We start from the raw sequence: 14,414 nt of genomic DNA, 5'->3' as shown, positions 1-14,414 counted from the left end.
GTTGGTAGATATTTAAAGTATTGATTTAGCAACACTATGGCAGATGACAGTTCAAGGCATTCGTACAATGGATTTAACTTTCTGGTGACGTTTGATGCTGTAAATCTTTCCTTTCAGGAGGTCACCGGCCTTGACATGGAGGCAGAGCCCATCGCATACAGGCAGGGCGAAAAACCTCCCATCACATCCACCTTTGCCACGATCAAGATGCCCGGTATCCGTCGAGGTCATGTGATCCTGAAAAACGGGGTATTCAGGGGTAAGCGCAGCCTTTTGAGCTGGTTTGATGATAGCAAAACGAACACGATCAAGCGTAAAGCAGTCACCATCACCTTGCTTGATGAGCAGGGAGAGCCGGTTATGGTCTGGAAGATGAGCAACGCATGGCCGGTGAAGATCTCATCCCCCGGCCTTAAGGCCACAGGAAACGAAGTTGCGATCGAGAGTATCGAGCTGGCCCATGAGGGAGTAATCATTGAATGATTATGTTAATACATGTATCGGCATCACTAATAAACGCGCCACAGGATATTGGTGATGCCGAAGATTAAGCCCATCCGTTTTGCGCATGGTCGCCCGATGCTTCTTGGCGGGTTGAGGTGCTATCACCTTTACACGGAATCTTCACGGAGCATCCCTGAACAGTGGGAGGCGTTCCGCGCTCTTGGGCGGATACCCGGTCAAACCGGTTCAGCATTTTACGGGGTGATGTGCGGTCATGATGCCGGCGGCATCGAATATCTGTGCGGTGTCGAGGTTGACTCGTTTGCCGGACTTCCTTCTGAACTTGGCAGAATGCGCATTCTGGAAGAGGAGTATGCTGTTTTCGGCCATAGCGGTCAAATTTCGACCATCAGGACAACCTGGGAGCGCATCCTGCACGAATGGTTTCCGAACGGTGGTTACCGGTCGGCGAATAAGCCCGATTTTGAGGTTTATGATCAGCGATTCGATACCCGCACCGGTTCGGGAGATGTCGAGATATGGATAGCCATTTCGAACGCAGGAGCTCCGGACGCTTAACCTTTTTGCCTTCAAAATCTGAAACATGAATACCGGCAGGCAAAGCAAGAGATCCACAATCCGCAATCTGTGGATTTTTGCATTTATCGCACTATCAATCGGGTGGATCGGCCGGGGGCTGAATGTGGTATCGGGAACTCCCGTAGGGTCGGAAGGGGTGGGCCAGCTCCTCTGGATTGCTGCTCCGCTTTTGACCGCACTGCTTCTGCGAAGGTTTGGCGGTGACGGCTGGAAGGATTTCGGTTTCTGGCCGGAGCTGAAGCAGCGAGCTGTATGGTATTTTCTGGCTCTTGTGCTGTTTCCCCTTTCTGCTGCACTTATTCTCTGTATCGGTATGGTTACCGGGCTGACCACGTTACCGGATCTTTCTTCAGCCGGAGCAGCTGTTTTCCTGCATCTTTTTCTGGTTACTCTCGCCCCTTCATTTGTCAAGAATATTTTTGAGGAGTTTGCCTGGCGCGGCTATCTCGCTCCGAGGCTCTCTTCGCTGGGAGTGCATGATCTGGCCGGGCATCTTCTGGTGGGCGTGGTCTGGGCGGCATGGCATATTCCCTACTACCTCTTCTTTCTGGACCGGGCCTCCTTTACGGCCTATAGCTCACAGGGGCCAATGCTCTTTTTTTTCATGCTCTTTGCCGGGGTTATCGCCATGTCACTGGTTTACGGGGAGATCAGGCTCTTGACCGGCTCAGTATGGCCTTTGCTGCTTCTGCATACGGTCAGCAACGCGGTCGGAAACCCGCTGCTGCTTCATGACTTTATCCGTATAGCTCCCGGTGCGGATATTGTTGTATCGCCGGCTCCGGGCTCCATTGTCAGCATTGTGCTGAACTGCGCTGTAGGGTTTGGTCTGTACCGGTTCAGAAAGGGAAAGGGAGAGCGTCTATAGGTCTTATGGGACTTATAGTACCTATAGGCGTTATGGAAGATGAAGAGTCGATTGAAGAGTTGTGCTGATAGTTTCAGGCAATTTTTCAAAGAAACTCAACAATCTCGTCCAGCGCTTTGCGGTTTTTCGGCATGGGTGCCGTATCCGGTGCGGGGTAGCCGAGTGGGGTGAAGGCAAAGATCTCGTCACTTGCATCCAGCTGGAGCGCGTCATGAAGGATTTCGGGGTCAAAGGCGGCAATCCAGCAGGTGCCGATACCTTCCCATGCGGCGGCAAGGATCAGGTGATCCATCGCAATGGTGAGATCGGTTTCGAGGGAGTTGTAACCGTCCCTGCTGCGCACCCATGCCTGATCGCGCCTGCCGGTAACAATGAGCAGTGCGGGGGCGCTCTGGATCCAGTCGCGGGGATAGGCCGGGTAGATTTTTTTAAGCAGTTCCGGTGATCTTACCACAAGAAAGCGCCAAGGCTGAAGGTTTTTAGCCGAGGGAGCCACTCTTCCGGCGTTGAGAATTCTGCGGAGTACCTCTTCGGGAATGGCTTTATTGCCGTCAAAGCTTCGGATACTGCTGCGCCGGGTAACGAGGTCATAAAAGTCCATTGGCCGTTCTCCTCCTTATAGATGCACGATTTTTACAAAGTCTTTTGATATGGCGCTGAATATCCGGTTTGTGGAGGTCTGCATAATCATGGACATTCCTGCGTTGATCATGGAGCGGGTGATTTTTTTCGGGATGATCCGGAATGCAGGGTAGAGCAGAAAGCGGACATCAATCTTCAATTCAAAGTGAACTCTGGTTTTATTGCCCTCCTGGCGATGCATATCAAGCATTCCGGAAGCTTTGCCCACGAAGAGGTAGTTCTCGGGATCATCAGCCTGCTTCGGCATAGGGTAGTGCTTCCAGCGGACCTTTCTTCCGACCGTATAGCGCGAGATCACTTCATCGGTCAGATTGTCCGGGTCAGTGCACTCCATATTGTCCGGAAGCTCTACGAGCAGTTCATCGGTCTGTTCGACATAAAAGATGACATCGAAGGGGTTGTTCTGGGGGTCGGTAACACGGAAATGCCATCGGTAGACATTTTCAATATCGGTATGCTCAACGCTGTGGCAGAAAGGGTTGAAGCCGAGTATTTTTTTCTGGTCGGAAAGATAGGTGGCTGTCCGGTCAAAATCCCCGTAAAAAATCCAGTTGCCTTTGCTGATTCCAGTTGCATCCATTTCCATTGTCAGAGTCCCACAGGTTTTGTTTGGTTCAGAGTGCTGCTGCTGTTGCTGCCGGGAAGCATCCGGAAAAATACAAACAGTTGAGATGAAAATCTATATTCGCTGCATTGCTGATTGCTCAGAGGAGTTCAGCTTTCAGTCGTTCGGCCTGGTCATGCATTTTGAGGGCATCGATAATGTCCTGAATTTCACCCTGCAGAATCTGCGGAAGCGCATGGCTGGTAAATCCTATCCGGTGATCGGTTACACGTGATTGAGGATAGTTGTAGGTGCGGATCTTGGCGCTTCGGTCACCGGTTGTGACCATTGAGCGGCGAAGGTCGGCCCGTTGCTGTACCTGCTCGGCAAGCAGGATGTCGTAGAGTTTCGTGCGGAGCATTTTCATGGCCCGCTCCTTGTTCTGGAGCTGGGAGCGCTCCTCCTGGCAGGCAGAGACAATACCGGTCGGCATATGCGTGATCCGGACTGCGGTCTCCACCTTGTTGACGTTCTGACCTCCTTTCCCCCCGCTTCTGTAGGTATCGAAACGGAGATCCTCCCTTCGGATCTCTACATCGACCTCTTCGGCCTCCGGCAGTACAGCAACGCTAACGGCCGAGGTATGGATACGCCCCTGCGTCTCCGTGTCGGGGACGCGCTGCACCCGGTGCACTCCGCTTTCGTATTTCATGGTGCCGTAGACATCGTGGCCGCTCACTTCGAGCGTGATTTCGCGGAATCCTCCCGGCATGGAGCTTTCATTGTAGTGCAGCACCTCACATTTCCAACCCTGTTTTTCGGCATAGCGCTGATACATTCTCAGGATATCAGCCGCAAACAGTGCAGCCTCCTCACCACCGGTACCGGCCCTGATTTCGACGATAACGTTACGTGAATCTGCTTCATCCTTCGGCAGAAGCAGAACCTTCAGATGCTGCTCAAGTTCCGGCAGTTTTTTCTGGAGTTCGCTGATTTCCGCCTGGACAAGCTCCCGCATCTCCGGATCGCTTTCGCTGTCGAGCAGCTTTTTCGATTGATCAAGCTCTGTTTTTGCCTGGCCGTAGGCATCATAGGCCTGCACGATCTCCCGGAGGTCGCTGTACTCCTTGTTGAGTTTTCTGAATCGGGCCTGATCAGTTGCAGCATTCGGATCAGCCAGCAACTGTTCAAGATCGAGATGTTTTTCTTTTATGGATTGCAGTTTATCAAGCATCGGGTCGGGCTGTCAGGCTCAGGGATTGAAAATATCGTTGATGAGAATGAATGCAAAGAGTGCCAGCAAAAGTGCCATGCCGATCTGCTGGATACGCATCTTTGCCTCGAAAGGTAATTCCCGTCCAATAATCCCTTCCACGGCATTGAGCACAAACTGGCCGCCGTCAAGCGCAGGAACCGGCAGAATGTTGATGATTGCAAGCGAGATCGAGAGCATTGAGAGAAAATAGAGGAAGCTGACCGGGCCCTGTTCAGCGCTTCTGCTGGCGATTTTGGCAATCTTGATGGGGCCTCCTACAGATTTGCGGAAATCCTCCTCTCCGGAGAAAATTTTTGCAAATCCCTGGACGGTCATGACGCTCATTTTCCAGCTCTGGTTGATACCGCTGAGTATCGAGCCCCCGACACCGAGTTTTCTCCGTTCGCCGGCAATTGTCTGTTTGAGTGAAATACCTATTTTTCCGGCTTTGCTCGGTACAACAGTGGTTACAAATGCGCGGCCTTCAGTGCGGAGTTTTTCAGCACTGATCTCTCTGCCCTGCACAGACGCCATATAGTACCAGGTAATGCTGATAGGTTTGGAGGCATTTGCGGAGATGATTCCGACAACTTCGGTCCAGTCTGTTACCGGTAATCCATTGATGGCGGTAATGAGTCCTCCGGATTTTATTCCTGCCAGACTGGCAGGCTGCTGCGCCAGCGCTTCATCAATGACCGGCGGGATGGTTGGTCGTATGCCGAGCCCCTGCTGATCGTTGATGCGCGACATGATGTTCGACGGCGCATTGATCGTGATGTTTTTCCCGTCGCGATCAATCGTATAGGCGAGTGTTCGGGCGGTCAGCAGTTCAGGATCAAGCACCTCCTCCCAGCTTGGCAGGGATTTGCCGTTCACAAGAACAAACCGGTCGCCGGTTTTCATCCCCATCGTTTCAAAAACCGAGCCCTTCTCAACGAAAGCCGGGCTCTTGATGCTTGTTCTTGATTCACCGAGAACAAGGGTAAGGCCGATAAAGATGAGGGTAGCAAGAATCATGTTCATGGCTACTCCGCCTGCAAGCACAATCAGACGCTGCCAGGCCGGTTTGGCACGGAACTCCCATGGTTCCGGCTTTGTGTTCTGAAAGTTTGTATCGAGGCTTTCATCGACCATACCGGCAATCTTGACATAGCCGCCGAGAGGGAACACGCCTACTCCGTATTCGGTCTCACCGATCTTCTTTTTCCAGAGCCGCATATCGAAAAAATCGAATCCGATGTAGAATTTGTCGACCCGCATGCCGAAGAGTTTCGCCGTCAGAAAATGGCCGAGTTCATGGGCCGTTACCAGAATGAAGATGGCGAGAATGAAAAAAAATGCCGTACTCAGAATGTCCATAGGTATCCTTCGTTTCAAGAGCGCGCACCATCTGCCCATCGTTTATGGGCGAAATCCGGAGCTCTTGTTGGTTTGCTCGGTTATGAGATAAATTTGGTTGCCGTATCCCTGGCCCAGCGGTCAGCCATCAGGTACTCGTCAAGTTCGACCGGAGTGAATGCATCGTGGGCCTGCATGGTTTTTTCGACCGTGGCGGCAATATCGACAAAAGCGATTTTCTTGTCAAGAAATGCGGCTACGGCAATCTCATTCGCTGCATTCAGCACTGCCGGGTAGGTCCGGCCGGCTTTCAGTGCGTCAAATGCGAGTCGAAGAGCCGGGAATCGAACCATATCGGGCTCCTCAAACGTCAGGGTTCCGATTTTTATCAGGTCCAGTTTCTGGATGCCGCTTATGCACCTTTCCGGGTATGACAGGGCATAGGCAATCGGAGCGCGCATATCGGGTGCCCCCAACTGGGCAATGACGCAACCATCTATATATTCAACCATAGAGTGAATGATACTCTGGGGATGAACCACAACACCGATCTTTTCCGCAGGCATGTTAAAGAGCCAGTGAGCTTCAATCACCTCAAGGCCTTTGTTCATCATGGTTGCGGAGTCAATGGTGATCTTTGCTCCCATGCTCCACTGGGGATGTTTCAGGGCCTGTTCGAGGCCGACGTTTTTCAGCTCTTCAGCTGATGTATTCCGGAACGGTCCCCCTGAAGCGGTCAGAATGATGCGTTCGACATCCTCGGTGCGGTGACCTTCAAGCGACTGGAAAATGGCTGAGTGCTCACTGTCGACGGGCAGAAGCTGTACCTTATGTTTTTTTACAAGATCAGATACCAGCTGCCCTGCAACCACGAGCGTCTCCTTGTTGGCCAGAGCGATATGTTTTCCGGCCTTTATGGCGCTTACCGTAGGCAGCAGGCCTGCTGCACCGACAATAGCCGAGACTACCATATCCGGTCCGTCTGCGGAGGCAATGGCTGAAGCCCCTTCACTTCCTGACAAAATAGCCGGCTTGTACTCCCCCAGAAGGGCATGCAGTTTTGCTATGGACTCTTCATCCCTGACGGAAACCGCTTCAGGTCTGAACTCCCTGATCTGTTCAGCAAGCAGAGTGATATCCCGGCCAGCAGCAAGGCCGGTTACGTTGAATTTATCCGGGTGCTGCCTTACAACATCAAGGGTACTGACACCGATGGAGCCGGTAGAGCCGAGAATGGCTATTGATCGCATAATGATGTAGAAAAAAAGGTTGCCGCTTTATGCTGGTCCTGCAATTTATTTGTTCTGCACGTCGATTGCTTCATGCTCCCGAGCATGTCAGGATGCATGATAATAAACAGGGGGACCCTTGAGTAATAACTTGGTTGGCCTGAATTTATGCTTTTTCGTGAAGGCATACAAATTGCCGGAATGGAGAGCTTGCTTTGAGTGATTTTTCTATTTGTTCTTCCGGGGAATTTATACTATACTTATGGCCTTTCACGGGTTCCTAGCTCAGTTGGTTAGAGCGGCTGGTTTACACCCAGTAGGTCGGGGGTTCGAATCCCTCGGGACCCACACACATCACTACATGATAAAAAAGGCAGGAGATCCCCTGCCTTTTTTATTGCCATTTATTCAGATCGGTTACATTAAAACGGTAAAGCCGCAAAACGAGTGGTCCGGCGCCATCTCCATTCGTTTTATTCCCGTGACCCGGGCTCGGGATGGCCCTTTTTCTGCCCTTCTGAACAGCTCATCAAGCGTTTCCTCTGCTCCCTGAGCCTCGATTTCAACGGTGCCGTCGGGCCTGTTTTTTACCCACCCATCCAGATGCAGCTCATTGGCAACCCGGTCAATGAACATTCGGAACCCTACACCCTGTACAAGACCGGACACGGTCAAATGCATCCTTTTCTGCATAAACCCGAATGCTCAGTTTTCAGGTATGTTTCGAGCCTCTTTGAGTCGTGCAACAGCGGCTTCAAGTTCAGCCTGCTCGGTATCGCTGAGAGGCGCAGAACCATTTGCAGGCGATTCTTTCGGATCGGTTGCTGTTTCAGCGCTCTCTTCATCAATGTCCGGGAGTGGCTCCTCTTCGAGATGAACAGGAAAAAGTCCCTCCGGTCGTTTCCCGAGAATCTCCTCAATCTGACTGTACTGCAGCATCTCCTTAAGCAGCAGTTCAGAAGCGAGCTTTTCAAGTTTTTCGCGGTTCCGGGTCAGGAGTTCGGTGACTTTGATACGGGACTCTTCGACGATAGCCATGACCTCCCTGTCGATAAGCCGTGCGGTCTCTTCACCGTACTTTTTGTCGATGCCGGGGCTGCCGTAGTAGGGGTTGTTGCTCTCAAAGAAGGAGAGGTTGCCGAGCTTGTCACTCATACCGTAAACCATCACCATGTTGTAGGCTATACTGGTGACTTTTTCAAGGTCATTCTGCGCTCCGGTCGAGATTTCATTGAAAATGATCTGTTCGGCAATGCGCCCTCCGAGAAGACTGCATATTCGAGCAAGAAGCTCGTTTTTCGTCATGAGATAACGATCTTCAAGCGGGATATTCATGGTATAGCCGAGTGCGCTCATTCCTCGCGGAACGATGGATATTTTCTGCACCGGATCGTTTTCCGGCATCATCCAGCCGACAATGGCATGGCCCGCTTCATGATAGGCTACGATCTGCTTTTCACGCGGGTTGATCACCTTGTTCTTTTTCTCAAGTCCGGCGACAACCCGTTCGATGGCATCTTCAAAATCTTTCATTTCAATGCTCTGCTTGTTTCGGCGTGAGGCAAGCAGGGCAGCTTCGTTTGCAGCATTGGCAATTTCCGCACCGGCAAATCCCGGAGTCTGCGAGGCGAGTGCCTTCAGATTGACATCTGCAGAGAGTGAAAGCTTTTTGGTGTGCACCTTGAAAATATCGATACGTCCTTTCAGATCCGGTTTATCGACCATGATCTGACGGTCAAAACGGCCGGGCCGGAGCAGGGCGGAATCGAGCACGTCAGGCCGGTTGGTTGCAGCCATCAGGATTACCCCCTTGTCGGTTGCAAATCCGTCCATTTCGACCAGAAGCTGGTTGAGGGTGTTCTCCCTCTCGTCATTGGCACCCATCATGGCACCTTTGCCCCGGCTGCGGCCCACAGCGTCAATTTCATCAATAAAGATGATACAGGGGGCTTTCTCCTTGGCCTGCTTGAAAAGATCGCGGACTCTTGCGGCACCGACACCGACAAACATCTCAACAAAATCCGAGCCGCTGATGCTGAAAAACGGTACATCGGCCTCTCCGGCTACAGCCTTGGCAAGAAGTGTTTTTCCGGTACCGGGAGGGCCCACAAGCAGCACCCCTTTCGGCAGCTTGCCGCCGAGCGTGGTATACTTTTTCGGATCCTTGAGGAAATCGACTACCTCCATGACTTCGGCTTTTGCCTCATCAAGTCCGGCTACATCCTTGAATGTTATGCGGGTATGCTCATCCAGGTTTTCATAAAGTGCAGCCTTGTTTTTGCTGATATTCATGAACTGTGAGCCCGGCCCGCCCATACGACGGAATACAAAAAAGTAGATGCCGAGAAGCAGGGCGAATGGGAGAATCCATTGCAGCAGTTCGCTGATCCATGTGCTGCTTGGCAAACCCTGGTATTTGATTCCCTTGCTTTCGAGCAGCTCAATCAGGCCGTCATCGCGTACCGGATTAACGAAAATCTCATCCGGCTTTGAAGATGACTGGGGCAGGATCCCCGGCCCCTCTTTTTTCGGCTCCTTGACTGCAACACCGGTAACCGAACCCGGTTTGAGCTTGACATATATTCTTTCCGGCGCTATCTTGACCGATTCAATCTTGTTTTCAGCGATAAGTTTGCGGAACGTGCTGTAAGGTATTTCCTGTGTGGAGCCTGACCAGAAAAAGGCAAGCTGAATTCCGATGAGAAGAACAATAACAACCACATAGTACATTATCGAGAATTTCGGCCGCGGCAGGTTGCTTTCCGGTTCGTTTTTATAGGGATTTGAAGGTCTACTCGTTTTTTTTGACATCAATCAACAATCATGGTTATAATGACAGGCCTTGCTTCTCAGGGTATTAATGGCCTTTAATTTACGGGATTCTTTCATTTAATGAAGCATATCGCAAGAAAACATATTATATATTACAACTCATAAAATGTATTCCTGCGGCTATAAGTTTCATTACAGGCGCGGGTTTCATACCCGGATATCTTCATTCCATGCAGTTTTTTCTGCCGAGGAAGGAGCGTTCCGGATTATTACAAAACGTGAGAGAGGGAGTTTATGAGTTCAGTTCGGGATAAGGCAAACCGCAGGATATCATCGTTGAAATCTCTTCTGTGTGTCGGGCTGGACAGCGATCCTGATAAAATCCCCGAACTTTTTTCGGCCTACGCAAATCCGGTTCTTGAGTTTAATCGTGCTATTATAAGGGCAACCAGTGATGTAGCCGTCGCCTACAAGATCAATACCGCTTTTTACGAAGCAAGGGGTATTGCAGGCTTGCAGGATATGGAAAACACGCTCGGCTCTATTCCTGATGCCATTATGACTATTGCCGATGCCAAGCGTGCTGATATCGGCAATACCAGCAGAAAGTACGCCCGGGCATTTTTTGAACACTGGCCTTTTGATGCGGTCACGGTAGCCCCGTACATGGGGTTTGACTCCCTTGAGCCTTTTTTTTCCTATGAGGAGAAGCTGGTTTTTGTTCTTTGCCTTACCTCAAATGAGGGGTCTGCTGATTTTGAAGAGAAGTTGATGCAGGATGGCACTCCGCTCTACCGGTCTGTTCTTGGTAAAGTTGCCTCCTGGAGCAGAAATGCAAATGCCGGTGTTGTTGTGGGGGCGACAAAAAGCTCGCAGCTTGGAGAGATTCGCCGTGAAGCACCGGGTCTTTTTTTTCTTATTCCCGGAGTTGGAGCCCAGGGTGGATCTCTTGAAGAAGCGGTGGATCTTGGTGTTGATGCCGATCGCCAAAGTGCGCTTATCAACGTCAGCCGTGCGCTCATCTATCCCGAAGTTTCAGGATCGGGGTTGTTTTTATCCATTGACGACTATGAACTCGCTGTCGCTGAAGAAGCGAAGAAGATTTACGATGGGATGCGGCGTGTTTTATAGGCGGCGATGCGTTTGAACCGGAATCATTTTATATTGTTTTGTTCTAATTAGGAGAAAAGGCCGCAACGTTCATCTCCGATTCTTATTGCGGGTACAAAAGAGAGTTAAAAACAGAGTATTATGTGTGGAATTGTTGGTTATATAGGCTGGCAGGAAGCTGCGCCTGTACTTTTGAAGGGCTTGAAAAGACTTGAATATCGTGGTTATGATTCGGCGGGAATCGCCCTCCTGAACGGCACCATTTCAGTTATGAAGCAGAAGGGCAACGTCAGCGGTCTGGAAACAGATACTGCCAAGCTCAGGGAAAAGATGCCGGGCGCGACGATTGGTATAGGCCATACCCGTTGGGCGACCCATGGTGATCCGAGTGATCGCAATGCACATCCCCATTTGAATGCTGCCGGGGATATTGCCGTTATTCATAACGGTATTATCGAAAATTACTCAGCCCTCAAGCAGGAGCTCATCTCCGAGGGTTATCTGTTTATCAGCGATACGGATTCAGAGGTGCTTGTTCATCTTATCGACTGGTTGTGGAAAAAAGATGCATCCCTTGATCTTGAGTCAGCGACCCGCACGGCGCTTCGTCATGTTGACGGAGCCTACGGTCTCTGTGTGATCTCATCGCGTGAGCCCGACAGAATTGTTGTTGCACGCAAGGGAAGTCCTCTGGTGATCGGTATCGGCGAAGGGGAGTTTTTTATTGCTTCCGATGCGGCACCTATCGTCGAGCATACCAATAAGGTCGTTTACCTCTCTGACGGCGAGCTTGCCGTGGTGACCAAGGAGGGTTATTCGGTCAAGACCATCGAGAATGTCGAACAGGAAAAGCTGGTTACCGAACTTGATTTTTCCCTGGAAAAGATAGAGAAAGGCGGTTTCGAACATTTCATGCTCAAGGAGATCTTTGAGCAGCCGAGCGTCATGCATGATGTGATGAGAGGGCGTGTTCGTCTTGAGGAGGGACGAGTCTGTCTTGGCGGAATTGAGGATTATCTCGACCGCCTCAAACAGGCCAAACGTATTGTAATATGCGCCTGCGGTACGAGCTGGCATGCAGGTCTGATCGGTGAGTACCTTATTGAGGAGTTTGCCCGGATTCCTGTTGAGGTGGATTATGCCTCGGAGTTCAGGTACCGTAATCCTATTGTCGGTAAAGATGATGTTGTGATCGTTATCTCCCAGTCGGGTGAAACTGCCGATACGCTGGCGGCTTTGCGTACGGCAAAGGAGAAAGGTGCTCTCGTTATGGGAATATGCAACGTTGTCGGCTCCACCATTGCCCGTGAAACCCTTTGCGGTATGTACACACATGCCGGCCCGGAGGTCGGTGTCGCCTCGACCAAAGCGTTTACTGCCCAGGTTATCATGCTCTATATGCTTGCCATGGCGCTCAGCAAAGGACGGACCATCTCCCACGATGAGATTATTCTTAACCTCACAGAGTTGGCCGACCTGCCGGCAAAGGCAGACAGAATTCTCAATCTTGACGGTCAGATCAGGGATATCGCTGAACGGTTCAAGGATGCAAAGAACTTTCTCTATCTCGGGCGCGGCTATAACTTCCCTGTTGCTCTTGAAGGGGCACTCAAACTCAAGGAGATTTCGTATATCCATGCGGAAGGCTACCCTGCCGCAGAGATGAAACACGGGCCGATCGCCCTGATTGACGAGGATATGCCGGTAATTTTCATTGCCACCCGCGACAGTACCTATGCAAAAATTTTGAGCAATATCGAAGAGGTCCGCAGCCGTAAAGGAAGGGTCATCGCTATTGCCAGCGAGGGGGACAAGGAGGTTGCCCGTCTGGCCGAGCATGTTATCTATATTCCCCAGGCCTCAGGCCCGATTACGCCGCTCCTGACGGTGATTCCTCTGCAGCTGCTTGCCTATCATATCGCTACACTTCGCGGCTGCAATGTTGACCGACCGAGAAACCTCGCCAAATCGGTTACCGTGGAGTAAGAATGCTCCTTTATAACAGGAGAGCAGGTGGTTAACGGTAGAAAGCCGGGAAGGGTGGCCCCCTGCTCCCGGCTTTCTTGTTTTTATCCGATCCCTGTTCGGGAATTATTATCGGTCGTTGCCCGTTCCAATACTGCTAAGGGAGTGCAATTCTAATCATTTAACTGGACGGAGGTATGCAGGGTCATATTGTTATTACCGGAGCTACCGGAGTGATCGGTGTTGAACTTGCTCGGAAGTTGATTGAGCGGGGAGAGAAGGTTGTTCTGTTTGTCCGCTCGCCTGACACTGCTGAACAAAAAATTCCCGGTGCTGCCGGATATGTAAGGTGGGACTCGGATATGGCGGATGGTGCGTGGACCGGCTTTATCAGCGGCGCCAAAGGTGTGATTCATCTTGCAGGAAAGCCGCTTCTTGAAAGCCGCTGGAGTGACGAGCACAAGAAGGAGTGTTATAATTCCAGAATTTCAGGTACCCGCCACATTGTTTCGGCGATTGCCGGTGCTGAGGAAAAACCGGGGGTTTTTATTTCCGCAACGGCTATTGGTTACTATGGTTCATTTGAGCGATGCGCCGATTCTTCCGATTTGTTTGAATCTGCTCCCCAGGGCAGTGATTTTCTTGCTAAAATCTGTATTGACTGGGAAAAGGAGGCGCTCGCTGCTGAAAAAACAGGAGTGCGTCTTGTGCTGTTGAGAACCGGAATAGTCCTTTCGACAAAAGGGGGGATGCTGCAGAAGATGATAACCCCGTTCTCCTGGTTTCTTGGCGGGCCTGTAGGTTCCGGCCTCCAGTGCATTTCCTGGATTCACATTGATGATGAGATCAATTGCATTATTGAAGCACTTGATAACCCTGCATACAGGGGAGCGATTAACGCAGTCAACCCTGAACCTGTTACCATGAAAGAGTTTGCTGCTCAGCTCGGAGCGGTTCTCGGCAAGCCATCCCTTTTCCCTGTACCGAAGTTTGCGGTCCAGCTTCTTCTTGGAGAGGGGGCTGAGTACGCCGTAAAAGGCCAGAAAGTCAAACCCGGTTTTCTGCTGGACCATGGTTTTGCTTTCAGCTATACCAGCCTCTCCGCCGCGCTGAGAGAGCTGATTGACAATCAGAAATAGTGGTATCAGGATATGGTTCTAAACAAAAAAACAGGAGTATGCCATGGGGACCAGAGGACGGGAAATTGTAGGGGAGCATCTTCCCCGTGTTCTTGAGCTGCTTAACAAGGCATTTGCTGATGAGTGGCTGGCCTATTACCAGTACTGGGTTGGATCCAAGATAGTGCAGGGGCCGATGAAAGATGCCGTGATTTCCGAGCTGGTTCTGCATGCTGCCGATGAACTCCGGCATGCCGATATGATTACAGCAAGGATTATTCAGCTTGGAGGAACACCCATTGCCTCGCCGCGCGATTGGTTTACCTTTGCAAACTGTGGATATGCCGTGCCGGATGATCCCTTTGTAAAAAAGATTCTTGAACAGAATATTTCGGGAGAGCAGTGTGCCATCAATGTCTATAACAGCATTATCAGTGAAATAGGGCTCAAGGATCCCGTTACCTATAACCTTGCCGTACAGATTCTCCAGGATGAGGTGGAGCATGAAGAGGATTTACAGGCGCTTCTT

14 protein-coding genes and 1 tRNA gene are annotated in these 14,414 nt (G+C 51.0%); 8 read left to right on the top strand and 7 right to left on the bottom strand.

The features are described 5' to 3' along the window. The first annotated feature begins 36 nt into the window (after positions 1-36). From CFERDRAFT_RS08180 to CFERDRAFT_RS08170, 3 genes are read left to right on the top strand one after another with little or no spacing between them, the layout of a single operon-like run. Entirely contained in the window at positions 37-483 is a 447-nt protein-coding gene (locus CFERDRAFT_RS08180; protein WP_006366747.1) for a phage tail protein, read from the top strand. Positions 484-537: 54 nt separating this feature from the next. Continuing rightward, on the top strand, positions 538-1,023 hold the full coding sequence (locus CFERDRAFT_RS08175) for a GyrI-like domain-containing protein (RefSeq protein ID WP_006366746.1): 486 nt from the start codon (positions 538-540) through the stop codon (positions 1,021-1,023). A 25-nt stretch (positions 1,024-1,048) separates the two neighbouring features. Next, the gene (locus CFERDRAFT_RS08170; protein WP_006366745.1) at positions 1,049-1,912 is read left to right on the top strand and encodes a CPBP family intramembrane glutamic endopeptidase; all 864 of its coding nucleotides are present in this window, start codon (positions 1,049-1,051) and stop codon (positions 1,910-1,912) included. A gap of 85 nt (positions 1,913-1,997) precedes the next feature. Here the strand turns inward: CFERDRAFT_RS08170 and CFERDRAFT_RS08165 are convergent, their stop codons facing one another. The 5 genes from CFERDRAFT_RS08165 to CFERDRAFT_RS08145 form a co-directional block, all read right to left on the bottom strand. Beyond that, entirely contained in the window at positions 1,998-2,513 is a 516-nt protein-coding gene (locus CFERDRAFT_RS08165) for a nitroreductase family protein (protein WP_006366743.1), read from the bottom strand. 15 nt (positions 2,514-2,528) lie between these two features. Further along, positions 2,529-3,140, bottom strand: a complete 612-nt coding sequence (locus CFERDRAFT_RS08160) for a DUF1997 domain-containing protein (RefSeq protein ID WP_006366742.1) — start codon at positions 3,138-3,140, stop codon at positions 2,529-2,531. Between the two features lie 118 nt (positions 3,141-3,258). Continuing rightward, complete coding sequence (gene prfA / locus CFERDRAFT_RS08155) at positions 3,259-4,332, bottom strand: peptide chain release factor 1 (protein WP_006366741.1); 1,074 nt, start codon at positions 4,330-4,332, stop codon at positions 3,259-3,261. A gap of 18 nt (positions 4,333-4,350) precedes the next feature. Next, positions 4,351-5,712: an RIP metalloprotease RseP gene (rseP, locus tag CFERDRAFT_RS08150; RefSeq protein ID WP_006366740.1), complete on the bottom strand. Its 1,362-nt coding sequence runs from the start codon at positions 5,710-5,712 to the stop codon at positions 4,351-4,353. 80 nt (positions 5,713-5,792) lie between these two features. Further along, positions 5,793-6,941: a 1-deoxy-D-xylulose-5-phosphate reductoisomerase gene (locus CFERDRAFT_RS08145; protein WP_006366739.1), complete on the bottom strand. Its 1,149-nt coding sequence runs from the start codon at positions 6,939-6,941 to the stop codon at positions 5,793-5,795. Between the two features lie 253 nt (positions 6,942-7,194). Here CFERDRAFT_RS08145 and CFERDRAFT_RS08140 point away from each other — a divergent pair. Next, positions 7,195-7,268: transfer RNA gene (locus CFERDRAFT_RS08140), tRNA-Val, on the top strand. Between the two features lie 69 nt (positions 7,269-7,337). Here the strand turns inward: CFERDRAFT_RS08140 and CFERDRAFT_RS08135 are convergent. Then, the gene (locus tag CFERDRAFT_RS08135) at positions 7,338-7,601 is read right to left on the bottom strand and encodes an acylphosphatase (RefSeq protein ID WP_232209786.1); all 264 of its coding nucleotides are present in this window, start codon (positions 7,599-7,601) and stop codon (positions 7,338-7,340) included. Between the two features lie 24 nt (positions 7,602-7,625). After that, entirely contained in the window at positions 7,626-9,731 is a 2,106-nt protein-coding gene (gene ftsH, locus CFERDRAFT_RS08130) for an ATP-dependent zinc metalloprotease FtsH (protein ID WP_006366738.1), read from the bottom strand. Positions 9,732-9,986: 255 nt separating this feature from the next. On the opposite strand from ftsH, the gene pyrF reads away from it, so the two are divergent. The 4 genes from pyrF to CFERDRAFT_RS08110 form a co-directional block, all read left to right on the top strand. Further along, on the top strand, positions 9,987-10,823 hold the full coding sequence (gene pyrF / locus CFERDRAFT_RS08125; RefSeq protein WP_006366737.1) for an orotidine-5'-phosphate decarboxylase: 837 nt from the start codon (positions 9,987-9,989) through the stop codon (positions 10,821-10,823). Between the two features lie 120 nt (positions 10,824-10,943). Next, a complete protein-coding gene (gene glmS, locus CFERDRAFT_RS08120) occupies positions 10,944-12,788 on the top strand; it encodes a glutamine--fructose-6-phosphate transaminase (isomerizing) (RefSeq protein WP_006366736.1) in 1,845 nt (614 codons plus the stop codon). 176 nt (positions 12,789-12,964) lie between these two features. Continuing rightward, positions 12,965-13,906 (top strand): TIGR01777 family oxidoreductase, encoded by a 942-nt coding sequence (locus CFERDRAFT_RS08115; protein ID WP_006366735.1) that lies wholly within the window; start codon positions 12,965-12,967, stop codon positions 13,904-13,906. A gap of 43 nt (positions 13,907-13,949) precedes the next feature. Next, on the top strand, positions 13,950-14,414 hold a 465-nt coding region (locus CFERDRAFT_RS08110; RefSeq protein WP_006366734.1), incomplete at its 3' end, for a ferritin-like domain-containing protein.

Source organism: Chlorobium ferrooxidans DSM 13031, from assembly GCF_000168715.1.
In the GTDB taxonomy this organism is placed as follows: domain Bacteria; phylum Bacteroidota; class Chlorobiia; order Chlorobiales; family Chlorobiaceae; genus Chlorobium; species Chlorobium ferrooxidans.
The sequence above is the reverse complement of the archived record's forward strand: the minus strand, read 5'-3'. Positions and strand labels throughout refer to the sequence as shown.